At 61.6% G+C, this 11535-nt stretch carries 10 protein-coding genes and 1 pseudogene; 1 reads left to right on the forward strand and 10 read right to left on the reverse strand.

Annotated elements, in window-relative coordinates; genetic code table 11:
* Positions 1–18: 18 nt before the first annotated feature.
* Positions 19–2835, forward strand: coding sequence for a proprotein convertase P-domain-containing protein (locus tag IPF85_RS19405; RefSeq protein ID WP_343409713.1), 2817 nt, complete (start codon positions 19–21; stop codon positions 2833–2835).
* A 319-nt stretch (positions 2836–3154) separates the two neighbouring features.
* Here IPF85_RS19405 and IPF85_RS19410 read toward each other — a convergent pair whose 3' ends face one another.
* The 10 genes and pseudogenes from IPF85_RS19410 to IPF85_RS19455 all read right to left on the reverse strand — a co-directional run.
* Positions 3155–3367 (reverse strand): heavy-metal-associated domain-containing protein, encoded by a 213-nt coding sequence (locus IPF85_RS19410; RefSeq protein ID WP_343409714.1) that lies wholly within the window; start codon positions 3365–3367, stop codon positions 3155–3157.
* A 32-nt stretch (positions 3368–3399) separates the two neighbouring features.
* Entirely contained in the window at positions 3400–4590 is a 1191-nt protein-coding gene (locus tag IPF85_RS19415; RefSeq protein ID WP_343409715.1) for a sulfite exporter TauE/SafE family protein, read from the reverse strand.
* Positions 4591–4674: 84 nt separating this feature from the next.
* The gene (locus IPF85_RS19420; protein WP_343409716.1) at positions 4675–6417 is read right to left on the reverse strand and encodes a VWA domain-containing protein; all 1743 of its coding nucleotides are present in this window, start codon (positions 6415–6417) and stop codon (positions 4675–4677) included.
* Positions 6418–6604: 187 nt separating this feature from the next.
* Complete coding sequence (locus IPF85_RS19425) at positions 6605–7027, reverse strand: PIN domain-containing protein (protein WP_343409717.1); 423 nt, start codon at positions 7025–7027, stop codon at positions 6605–6607.
* On the reverse strand, positions 7024–7275 hold the full coding sequence (locus IPF85_RS19430) for a hypothetical protein (RefSeq protein WP_343409718.1): 252 nt from the start codon (positions 7273–7275) through the stop codon (positions 7024–7026). The genes IPF85_RS19425 and IPF85_RS19430 overlap by 4 nt, the downstream gene beginning before the upstream one ends.
* Positions 7276–7389: 114 nt before the next feature.
* A complete protein-coding gene (locus IPF85_RS19435; protein ID WP_343409719.1) occupies positions 7390–7572 on the reverse strand; it encodes a hypothetical protein in 183 nt (60 codons plus the stop codon).
* A gap of 318 nt (positions 7573–7890) precedes the next feature.
* Positions 7891–8292 carry a hypothetical protein gene (locus IPF85_RS19440; RefSeq protein WP_343409720.1) on the reverse strand — a complete coding sequence of 134 codons (402 nt, stop codon included), beginning with the start codon at positions 8290–8292 and terminating at the stop codon, positions 7891–7893.
* Positions 8293–8490: 198 nt separating this feature from the next.
* Positions 8491–8925: a hypothetical protein gene (locus IPF85_RS19445; RefSeq protein WP_343409721.1), complete on the reverse strand. Its 435-nt coding sequence runs from the start codon at positions 8923–8925 to the stop codon at positions 8491–8493.
* A 600-nt stretch (positions 8926–9525) separates the two neighbouring features.
* Positions 9526–10533 (reverse strand): WD40 repeat domain-containing protein, encoded by a 1008-nt coding sequence (locus IPF85_RS19450; protein WP_343409722.1) that lies wholly within the window; start codon positions 10531–10533, stop codon positions 9526–9528.
* A gap of 236 nt (positions 10534–10769) precedes the next feature.
* Positions 10770–11535 (reverse strand): annotated as a pseudogene (locus IPF85_RS19455) (hypothetical protein); the annotation flags it as partial.

An 11535-nucleotide genomic window follows, 5' to 3' on the forward strand; every position in this document is an offset into this window, starting at 1 on the left:
AAGGAGGATTAGCCTATCATGCATCGCTATCTCAAGTTGCTCGGTACGTTCAGTGTCTTGCTGCTCGCCGTGGTACTGCTGTTTTCTACCCGGCTGGCTCGCGTCGCCACATCCACCACGCTCCGTCCGCAAGAAGGCGGGGTCACTCTCTACGTCAGCGAAGAGGTCAAACCGGGTCTCAGCCGCCCTGTCAGCGAGCTGCCAACCGTGGAGCCAGCGCCGTTGAAGCTCGATCGTGAGATCAACCCACGCCAGAACAAGTCCACCTTCCTGCAAGGGCCGGTTGATCTGCCCAACGGCGGGCCAGACCCCTTGCTCGATCGCTCCAACAACAACGGCGCAAACACCCCCGGCCTAATCCTCAGCTTCGACGGCATCAGCTATGCCACGGGTGGCTCCGGCTCCCCGCCGGACACCAACGGCGATGTCGGCCCCAACCACTACGTGCAGATGGTCAACAGCACGTTTTCCATCTTCAACAAGAGCGGCGCCCTGCTGGCCGGCCCAACCGCCATCAACCAACTGTGGGGCGGCGCGGGCACCCGCTGCGGCACCCGCAATGACGGCGACCCGGTTGTGGTTTACGATCAGATGGCCGACCGCTGGCTGCTGAGCCAGTTCGTCTCGGCCAGCCCCTACTACATCTGCGTCGCCATCTCGCAAACGGCCAATCCCCAGGGCGCCTACTACACCTACGACTTCTCGGTGACCGAGCTACCTGACTACTTCAAGTTCGGCGCCTGGCCTGACGCCTACTACATGTCATCGAACGAGTCCACCTACGGCGCGTATGCGTTCAACCGCACGCGCATGTTGCAAGGTCTGTCCGCCACTTATGTCAAGTTTACTGGCCAGACCAATTTCCTGATGCCAGCCGATGTGGATGGCCCCACGGCGCCGCCCGCGAACGCGGCTGGCACCTTCTACACCTTCAAGGATAACAGTTACAGCGGGCATGGTGGCGGCGTGGACCGGCTGGAAGTGTTCCAGTTGGTGCCCGATTTCACCACGCCGGCCAATTCCACCTTCACCCTGGTGTCCACCATCCCCGTCTCCAGCTACACCTATACCGTCTGCGGCTTCTTCGTCATGAACTGCATCCCGCAGCAGGGCACCACCGCCAAGCTCGACCCGCTGTCCGAATGGCCCATGTTCCGCCTGGCCTACCGCAACTTCGGCAGCTATGAAGCGTTGGCAGGCAACTTCACCGTGGATGTCGGTTCGGATCGCGCCGGCATCCGCTGGTTCGAACTGCGCCGCTCTGGCGGCGCCTGGTCACTGTACCAGGAAGGCACGCAGGCGCCCGGCGCCGAACATCGCTGGGTCGGCAGCATCGCCATGGATCGCAACGGCAACATCGCCCTGGGCTACAGCGTTTCCAGCAGCACCATGTACCCGGCCATCCGCTACGCCACGCGCCTGGGCACCGACACGTTGGGCACCCTGCAAACGGAAGCCACCCTGCTGGCCGGCACCGGTTCGCAGACCGCCACGCACAACCGCTGGGGCGACTACGCTGATATGACGGTTGACCCCACCGACGACTGCACCTTCTGGTTCACCACCGAATACTTCTCGACCTCCGGCTCATCATGGAAGACCCGCATCGGCAGCTTCAAGATGGCCGAGTGTACATCCGGGCCGACGCCCACCCCCGGGCCAACCTCGACAGCCACGCCGACCGCGACGGTGACGCCGACCCCGCTGCCCACCACCTGCACCACGTTTGCCAGCAGCGACGTGCCCAAGACGATCTCCGCCAGCGGCACGCCCACGGTCAGCTCAGTGCTGGCCGTCAGCGGCAGCGGCGCCATCAGTGACATCAACGTGCTGGGCCTCAACGGCACGCACACCTGGATCAACGACCTGGACTTCAACCTGCAAAGCCCACTCGGCACCCTGGTGCAGATCATGGCGCGCTCGTGCAGTTCTGAGGACAACTTCAACCTCAACCTGGATGACGAAGCCGCCGCCGGCAGTTGGCCCTGTCCGCCGATCGGTGGTGGCACCTATCGTCCGAGCAACGCCCTCTCCGCGTTCGACGGACAAAACGCCAACGGCGCCTGGACCCTCATCATTCACGATAACGCCAACCTGGACGGCGGCAGTCTGAGCGGCTGGAGCCTGCAAATCTGCGTGCCGATGAGCCAGACGCCCACTGCCACGCCCACATCGGCGCCGCCCACGGCCACGCCAACGACAGCGCCGCCGACTGCCACGCCAACGACAGCACCGGCCACGGCCACGCCAACGACAGCACCGCCGACCGCCACCTGGACGCCAACGACAGCACCGCCGACCGCCACCCCCACCACGCCTCCGGGCAGCACCGGCTTCCTCAGCCCGGCCTCCAACGCGGCTGAGACCGGCGGTGACAACAACGGCTTCGAGGTCAGTCCCACCAACGCGTATGCCGATGACGGTCTCTTTGCCGTAGATAACAACAGCGGCACCGGCACGGCCACCTCCTGCGGCAACGGCAAGAAGGATCGCCAGCGCTTCTACACCTACGGCGTCAGTCTCCCCGGCGGCGCGACGGTCAAGGGCATCGAAGTACGGCTGGATGCCAAGGTGGACAGCACCTCCGGCTCGCCAAAGTTCTGCGTACAACTGTCATGGGACGGCGGCGTCAGTTGGACGGCGGCCAAATCAACCACCACGCTGACCACGGCTGAGGCCAGCTACGTGCTCGGCGGCGCCACCGACACCTGGGGGCACACCTGGACCACGACGCAACTGAACGACACCAACCTGCGCGTGCGCATCATCTCGGTCGCCGCCTCCACCGTGCGCGACTTCTCGCTCGATTGGGCTGCGCTGCGCGTCTCGTACTGACATCCAAGACAGGTCTGTAACCGAGCACCCGGCGGTTACAGACTCGAACCGCCTGAAAACAGAGGGGCCGGTCATCCCATGATGACCGGCCCCTCGCCGTGTCTACCCCCGTAGGTCACGCCTCCGGCGTGACAACGCCCTCTGCCCCAGATCACGCCCCCCTGCACCCAGCGCCGCCCGGCCCGTAGGTCACGCCTCCGGCGTGACAACGCTCTCTTCCCCCCTTCTCCTCTCCGCCGCGCGGAGAGGAGAAGGGGTCGGGGGTTGAGGTGAGGCCACCCGCATTTACATCCGCGATTGCGCCCCCAGGCAAGGAGACTCACGCCGGAAGGGCATCATAGCCGAGCTGTTTGGCCGCGGCGATGATCCTGGCCTCCGTCAGCCGGCGTTCGTCGTACTCCACTTCCATCGTCTGCTTGTGGTAGCTGGCATTGACGGCCTTCACGCCGTCCAGCTCATCCTCAAGCCCCTCCAGCGCCATAGCACAGCCGCTGCAGCGCATATTCGGCACCCGAAAAACCTTCTTCACCATCTCGTCAATCCCCTCGCCGGTCACAAAGCGGTCTATTCGAAGCGGATTTGCCCGCCGTACATGCCCATCGAACAGGTGAAACGCAGGACGCTGCCGGCCTTCTGCGGCGGCAGATCAATACTGGTCACACCTGAAGGGGGCAACAGGCGTTCGATGCGCAGGGCGGGAATCACAAACGCCTGCGCGCAGCTATAGGTCTTGTCGGTCACCAGATCGAGCCGCACCGGCTGCCCCGCCTTAGCCCGCGTCGAAGCCGGGAAATAACCATCGTTGAGCGCACGCACGGTGATGGTATTCTCGGTGTCGGCCTGTCCCGACTCAGTGCTGGCTCCCCCATTCGCCGCGCACGAGGTCAGCTTCGGATCGCATTCGATGGCGCTCAGATCGGTGACGGAGCCGGTGGTTGCGGGTGCGGCCGCAGCGGGGAGCAGGGCGCGGGCGACATTGTTCAACGAGAGCGGCGAACCGAGCAGATTGAGGCCGGTGTTGACCGAAATCAACCCAAGCACCAGGACGGCGATGGCCGCGACCTTGAGAACACGCGCCTCCAGCGCGCCGCCCAGGCGCGTTGCCAGGTAGGCCAACGTGAAGAAGGTTGGGCTGGTGCCCAGGGTGAACGCGGCCATGATCGCCGCGCCGGCCAACGGATTGCCGCTGCCAACCGCCAGCGCCATCATCGCCTGGGTCACACCGCAGGGAATCAGCACCGTGAGCAGCCCCAGAAAGAGCGGGGTGATCACCTCGCTGCTGCTGTTCTTGGCGGTGCGGCGGATGAAACGGGTCAGGCTGCGCGGCGGCTCGAAGACGAAGTAGCGGAAAATCGGATGCACCTCAAACATGCGCAGGGCGTTGCCCACCATGTAGACGCCGATCGCGATCTGCAGAATGCCGCGCACGGTGGGCGTCAATTGCAGAACCGATCCCAGCCAGCCCAGGAGCGCACCGAGCAGCGTGTAAGCCACCAGTTTGGCGCCCAGGAAGAGGGCAATCGGTCGCGCCACGTGCTTGGGCCGCGCCGGCGCGATTGGCGTCGCTTGAGCCAGCGCCTGGCGCCGTTTCTTGCCTTTGGGCAGCGCCGCTGGTTTGGCGACCAGCGTAGCCTGCACATCCTCCTCCACCTGGCGCGCAATCGAACTGGCGAGCAAGCCGCCCTGCACCGCCAGACAGCTCAGGCCGCCGGTGGTCAACCCGGTCACGAAAACAACCACAAGATCAGTCATCATGCCACCCCGATCGTCATGCTGGACGCTATTGTAGCACAGGCAGGGGCTGGGCGCGCAATAAAGCCGCCAATACGCTAATACCGCCTACTGTTCCGCGGAAATGGAGAGATAAACATCGCTGATGGAAGCGGGATCGGCCGTGTAGAGCCGCCCACCGGTCACGCTGGCCATGCGACCCAGCACCTCCTTGTCCGCATCGCTCCCAAACGCGATAGAAAACAGCTTGATGCCGTCCGTCTCCGCGTTGGCCGGCAGGCAGGTTGCAAACATCTGATTCTCCGTCACTTTGCCGGCGGTGTCCCTGCCATCGGACAGCAGGATCACGCCGTACAAGCGCGCATCGCCCGCGGCGCGATCCGCGCGGCGCTGATCCTCCAACGCCCTGCTGGCCTGGCAGACCGCTTCGTACAACGCCGTGCTGCCGCCGCTGGTCAGGCTCAGCACGCGCTGCGACAGGCCTTCGCCCACATCGCCCGTGCGCTGCGGGTCCTGCAGTTCAGTCACGCGGTCGCCAAAGATCAAGGCGCCCACCCGATCCTCTGGATCAAGCCGGCGCAGGAATTCGGCCGTTGCCGTGCGAGCAGACTGGATCTTGGCGCCGGACATGCTGCCGGAAACATCAATCGCCACATAAATCGTGGCCTTGCGCTTGGTGATCTTGAACAGGTCAATCACGGCCGCGCTGATGTCGGCGTTGGGGCTGGGCAGCGCGGGAACTGTGGCCGAACTGACGCGCGGGTCCGTGCCGTGCGCCAGATCGAGCGGCGCGTGGAGAGGAATGGAGCGATCCAGCGGCCGCAGGTAACTGTCAATCGCCATCTCCTGCTGCTCGCGCGCAAGTAAATAGCTGCGGAAGATGCCCGCCGCTTCGGCCTGCTCAGGCGTGACCCAGGGCGCGTTGTCCAGAACACAGTAGGGATGGTCGGCCCAGATGGTGCCCGCGGCCGGGAAGATGAAAGCCAGTGGAAAGCTCAACTCGGCGCCGCGCTCCACATTGAAGCGCACCGCCTCCGCCTCCGGCACGGCCGCCGCGTGCAGGTAGCTGGTGCCCTGGCGTGCCATCAGGTCGAGGATAGCCGGCGCCTCACGGCCGTACTTGGCCGTGTTCTGTTCCAGCAACTGCATGGCCTCCTTGACCTGCGGCGCATAGACATCGGCCACGGTCAGGGTGTCCTGCTTGCCGGCAATACCGTACACGAAGGTGGTCATGGAGAGCAGACCAGAATTGGCATAGGCGGGGTGAGTATGACCAAAGGTAAAGCGGCCCCACTCAGGACGGCCGCGGCTGGCCCAGCCGTCAGGGTCGGCGGCCAGCGCGACCATCGTATCCCAGCCGATCGGCTTGTCCGGCCAACCGAGCGCTTCGGCCATCGGCCGCCACATGGCAAAGCCAAGCGGCGCAAAGATGGTGGCCGGGCAGGTCTGACTGGCGAGGGGGCGATTGCCATGCTCGCGCGCCCACGCCGTGTTGGCCTGCTCCACCCAGGATGGGTCGCCGGGACTCCAGGCCACCGGCTGCAGCGTGCCACCCAGGATCGCGTTCAGCGAGGCGCCCGAGGTCACGTGGCTGACCTCCACCACGATCGCATTGCCGGCGGCCGTCTTCTGCCGCGCGGCGTTGAACCCCTTGACCACCTGATCCAGCCAGACCTTCTTGGTGTTGGACGACGCCAGCGTGACCCTGACCGTGCCTTTGGGCAACGGCGCGGCCGTAGCCGTCGCCTCCCCCGGCCCGGCGCCCCCGTTGTTGCGCGTGATCGCCGCCGCAATCACGATCAGGAGAGCGATGCCCACAATGGCGAGAAAGAGTACGCGTGTTCGGTTCATGGTTTTCATTCGTCCTGATTGTCATGTCGGCGCCTACACGGTGGGGATCGTGATTATGCCGCTGGCTGCTTTTCGGCGCACACATACCAATTGTGCGGCATGTCGGGCATCAGCGTGGGGATGATGTTGAGCCCATCGTTCACCTCGGCGGGTTGGATCAATCACTCATTCGTCTATCGAAGGACCATCAGGAGTAAGCCGGGAGATCCGACAACAGGTTCGCGAACCCGGCCTGACCGAAGTGCCGGTCGGTCGTCAACACTTGCATCATGTTTCGCTCCTGCATCACGACGAAGGATAGGCAGTCGGTCAAACCCCATTCCTTGTCCATGCGATCGCCGTACAACGTAAGGGCACGTTCGAATAGGGCGGCATCCACAGGCACGACTTCAATGTGGGGATCGGCGCGCAAATCCTGGATCGTCGCGTAACCTAAGGCGCGCCAGCGAGCGCGGCTCAGGGCATTGCCGATCTCCGTCAGCACAGCCTCAGTGGTGAGGAATGGCGGCTTGATCTGGCGCGCAGCCGCAGCTGCGCGGCCGTGGTGCTCATCGGCGGTGTTGATCAATGCCAGGATGTAACCGGTGTCAATGAAGATCGGAGGCTTCATTGCTTCTCGGTGCCGTAGAGATAGTGGTCGTGTTGTTCAGCAAGATCGCTCACGCCCAGGTCGGTGGCCCGGTCAAGAATGCGCTGGAACGCGGTGGTGGATGGCTCAGCCTGCGTCCGCGGCGCCGTCGCCAAAGCAGCCAGGCGGCTCAGGAGCACCACCACGTCAGTGCGCTCTTGCTTCGCCAGGGTGTCCAGCCTGGTATAAAGGTCTTTGGGCAGCTTGACGGTCACAGTCCCAACAGTCATAGCCTTGTCTCCTTGATATTCCTTGATGTTCCTTGATGTTCGTTGATGGCTCGATTATAGCATAGGAAAGAGGATTTTCATAGCATTCCCAATTTCCTTGAAGAACAAATCCCGTCACGCATCCAACTTTGCGCCAAGCTGGAAGCCATGATTCGCCGCGCCCTCCGCACCGACCAGCGTCTCCGCACCGGGGTCGTCGAACAGCCGGTCGTCACGCGCACTCTCCAGCACGCGCACGCTCGCCGTCCAGCGCGCGGTCGCGCCGAGCAACTGATCAGGTGTGGGTGTCGTTGACATATTTGTCCTCAACCCGACTTGATTCCTGGGCGTATCGTGGACCAGGCAAGCAGGCGTCAACGAAAGCGGTGTGAACTCACATGATTGGGCCAGGGGTGAAGCGGGTTTCAACCGATCAGTGGCGGTTGCGAGCGGCTTCTTCCAGGAGAGGCCTGATGACGGCCATCCAGCGTTCATAACCCCGCGCATTGGGATGCAGGCCGTCAATCCGGTAGAGGTATGGCAGGCTCCCACGCGTTAGGGTCGCCGGCCTGCGAGCGCAGGACACCGGCGATAAGGTTGAACGTATCGCTGATCTGTTCCCAGAGTTTCATCTTGTCACCGTTGATGACCGAACAGGCGCACAAACAATCGGCGTATGGCGCCCATTCGCCGATCGTTGCCTAACGGATAAGCCTCCAGGCCAGCTTTCATGGCCCCGACGACTGTTCCGTCCGCATGTTCAGAGCCTGGGAAGAACCAATCACGAGAGTCATATTGCTCGTTACTATATTTGTAGATCGCAAAAGTCCAATCATTCATGCCGCCTTGATACGTCAGGCGAGCGATCGGCCCCACAGCGCCATAGTTGCGGCGATCAAAATAGAGGAAACTCCCTCGATACCGGGGAACGTAAAAGCACTCAGGATTCTTGATCACTTCCCGGTTGAAGTCAGTCACAATCCGGGCGACTTGCTCCCGAACAGATTCTGGAATAGGCAGGCGCTTGGAGCCACTCATATTCTAACTCACCGTTTCTTTCACTTGCAGACTGGATATCGAGGGTGACGTAATGGACGGTTAGCGCCCCATTCTCGGGGCCGTGCGGCAAGTCAACCGTCAATTCAGCGCGGCCTATGATACTCCTTTTAGCGGTAAAGGGGAAATGAGCGCTCGACCAACGCACTCAAGTGGATCGTTCGGCTACGGAAGTGCACATCAGTGGTCAACTCGTCTGCGAATTACCGGCAGAAACCAACTCATGGCAGTCGGACTCCAGACCGCAACGTAGGTGGACGGTTTGCCGCCAGCCGTACCGAATGAACCCGCCGCCCAAAGCTCGCCCGCGGTGTTTATCGCCAGCTCGCTCACGTAACTTGGGTATGGAGATTCTCCCAGCCCAGTGCCCAAAGCATGCCATGCGCCGCCATCCCAACGCGCTACCAGGTGCGCCAATACGCCTCCGGCGTAGAGAAAATTGCCGGCAGCATAGACGGACCCATCAATGCCTGCTGCCAGGGCATTCACAAAGCCATACACGCCAGTACCCAGAGGGTACCACGACGTGCCATCCCAGGAGGCAATACGATTGACCACCATTCCGCCTGCGATGGTGAAATAACCTCCGGCATAGAGCAGGCCGTCTTGACCCATGGACAGAGCCAAGACACTGCCATCTGTACCGGCACCCAAGGGGATGCCACGAGATACCATCCCAGCGAGCCACATGCCCGACCGCTATTCCGCCGGCATTACCGAAGCTTCCACCTACATAGAGTGAGGCATCCGGGCCAAAAACCATGGAAGCCACCCAACCATTCATCCCACTACCGAGGGGATGCCAAGAAGCACCATCCCAGCGAGCAACGTGGTTGACTTCTACGCCACCGGCGTTGGAGAAGTTCCCCCCGGCATAGAGATGGCCGTTCGGGCCAAACACTAGGGCGCTAACCGGGCCATCCATTCCACTGCCAAGGGAGTGCCATGAGGCACCATCCCAGCGGGCAATACGGTTGGCTGCTGTTCCGCCTGCCGTGATGAACTCGCCCCCAGCGTAAAGGAAGCCATCTGGACCTACGACCAAAGAGTAGACACCACTGTAATCTGAACCACTCATTCCGGTGCTCAAGGGATGCCATCGGCGACCATCCCACTGAGCAACATGATTAGCTACCACGTCGCCAGCAGTCGTAAACGATCCTCCGGCATAAAGCGAACCTTCCGGACCAAGAACTAGCGACCTGACGCCAGTGCTCATTCCACTGCCATTCCCTTGGAGTGCCACGAAGCGCTATCCCAGCAAGCTATGTGGGTGGCCACCACTCCATCTGCGGTAACGAATCTTCCCCCGGCATAAAGAGAACCGTCTGTGGCAACCACCAGCGCGCCAACCAAATTGTCTAACCCGTTGTTCAAAGAGCTCCACGAGGAGCCATCCCAACGAGCAATGTTGTTTGCGACCATACTACCTGCGGTGGCGAAAAAGCCTCCGGCGTAAAGCGAGCCGTCTGGTCCGAACGCCAGGGCAAGGACGTCACCATTCATGCCGTTGCCCAGAGCATGCCACGTTGTCCCATCCCAGCGTGCGCCGTGGTTAGCCTCCAATCCGCCAGCTGAACTAAACCTTCCTCCGGCATAGAGTGAGCCATCGGGGCCAATCGCGAGGGCCTGGGTGATGTCATTCAATCCGCTGCCTAGAGACTGCCACTGAGTGCCATTCCAACGAGCGATGCGACTGGCAGCCGCATCACCTGCAGTGCTGAACCATCCTCCGGCATAAAGTGAGCCGTCCGATCCCACCACTAAGGCCTCAACGGGAGCATCCATCCCACTTCCCAGGCTATGCCAGGAAGAACCATCCCAACGAGCGATGTAATTGGCTGTCACTCCGCCAGCGCTGATAAAGAGCCCTCCAGCGAAAAGGGAGCCATCCCGTCCCACGGCCAGAGATCGAACTTCACCTGTCATGCCAATACCTAAGGGATTCCACGAGGACCCGTCCCAGCGAGCAATATGATTAGCGGCTACTTCGCCCGCGGTCGTAAACCATCCACAAGCATAAAGGTAACCGTCCGGCCCCAAAGCGAGATCGTAGACACGGGGCCAGGCGACACCCCCCATTCCGGTGCCAAGATGATCCCAAGCATTGCCGTCCCAACGAGCGATATGGGCTGCCACCGCCTCACCAGCGGTGGTGAACTCGCCACCCGCATATACGAATCCATCAGGCGACACAGCCAGAGCCGAGACAGTTGCGTTCATTCCCTGGCGTTGAAACCACGCAACCAGTGTTCACCACCCGGGACGTGAGGCGACTCTGGACTTACGATCTTCGTGATTGGTTGCTCCGGCAAGCCCGCGACAAGTGCGGCAGGTCCAAGCAACGTCACGAGTAGGACCACTATTGTCCCCAGTCTAGCCACTCGGTACACCGGCAGGTCTCGGTGTTTAGGGACAAGTCTTGATCTCATGTTTCCTCCTGTGGCAGCTTTTATAGCTCAGGCGTGTAAATCTGAATCTTTTCCCGGGATGAATTGCCCTCGGCTGGCGACAGATTTTCCGGTTGGCCATCCGGTCCCATCGCACCCGGCCATGCTGCGTTGTAAACCTCGAACTCGTAAAAGGAGTAGTTGTTCATTTGCGACGCGCGCGCGCATTAAGATCCCCACGCATTGCGCATTATGGGAGCCTATCTGATAACCGTAGTTACCTGGTGCGCTAATGGAATACCAGTAACCCGAGAAGTTGCTACAGTCGCTGGACCACCCAACAAAGTGTTGAGTAGCGTAGGCGGCTTCCCAACGAATGATAACGCGGTCATAGGTGCTACCACCAATGTTTACCCACCACCATTCATCGCCGAGCGTGCTGCTGTGACGCGAAGACCAACGCGTTCCGGTATTGCCATCGTTCCCAGCACTTGCAGGATAAGAACTGCTTTCCTGTGACGTTGCCCAAGATGGTCTGTTTCGGGCCAGGTTATTGTTGTTACCGGCACTGACAGACTCGATGCTGTCAACGCAAAAGCCCCAGGCGGTCACTGAACCGTCCGAAGTCAGTTGCACCTTGACCGTGCGCCCCGGCACCGTCGCCGACCACGTGTCAGAGCGATTGCCGTCGAAGCGATTGATCTGGTTGCCGTTAGCATCACGCACGTAGACGTAATCATATCCTGATTCGGTCTCGATGCGACTGAAGTGAATGCGCGTCGCCGTGGCGCTGCTGTTGGGATTCGTCAGCGTCCAGGTGTTGTTGTAGTTGTTC

It is taken from the genome of Candidatus Amarolinea dominans (assembly GCF_016704685.1).
Taxonomy (GTDB): Bacteria; Chloroflexota; Anaerolineae; order SSC4; family Amarolineaceae; genus Amarolinea; species Amarolinea dominans.

Excerpts from the sequence above, each read along its gene's own strand:
- IPF85_RS19405 (WP_343409713.1), top strand. The coding sequence starts at position 19 with ATGCATCGCTATCTCAAGTTGCTCGGTACGTTCAGTGTCTTGCTGCTC.
- IPF85_RS19410 (WP_343409714.1), bottom strand. The coding sequence starts at position 3,367 with ATGGTGAAGAAGGTTTTTCGGGTGCCGAATATGCGCTGCAGCGGCTGT.
- IPF85_RS19415 (WP_343409715.1), bottom strand. The coding sequence starts at position 4,590 with ATGATGACTGATCTTGTGGTTGTTTTCGTGACCGGGTTGACCACCGGC.
- IPF85_RS19420 (WP_343409716.1), bottom strand. The coding sequence starts at position 6,417 with ATGAACCGAACACGCGTACTCTTTCTCGCCATTGTGGGCATCGCTCTC.
- IPF85_RS19425 (WP_343409717.1), bottom strand. The coding sequence starts at position 7,027 with ATGAAGCCTCCGATCTTCATTGACACCGGTTACATCCTGGCATTGATC.
- IPF85_RS19430 (WP_343409718.1), bottom strand. The coding sequence starts at position 7,275 with ATGACTGTTGGGACTGTGACCGTCAAGCTGCCCAAAGACCTTTATACC.
- IPF85_RS19435 (WP_343409719.1), bottom strand. The coding sequence starts at position 7,572 with ATGTCAACGACACCCACACCTGATCAGTTGCTCGGCGCGACCGCGCGC.
- IPF85_RS19440 (WP_343409720.1), bottom strand. The coding sequence starts at position 8,292 with ATGAGTGGCTCCAAGCGCCTGCCTATTCCAGAATCTGTTCGGGAGCAA.
- IPF85_RS19445 (WP_343409721.1), bottom strand. The coding sequence starts at position 8,925 with ATGGGTCAAGACGGCCTGCTCTATGCCGGAGGTTATTTCACCATCGCA.
- IPF85_RS19450 (WP_343409722.1), bottom strand. The coding sequence starts at position 10,533 with ATGAACGCAACTGTCTCGGCTCTGGCTGTGTCGCCTGATGGATTCGTA.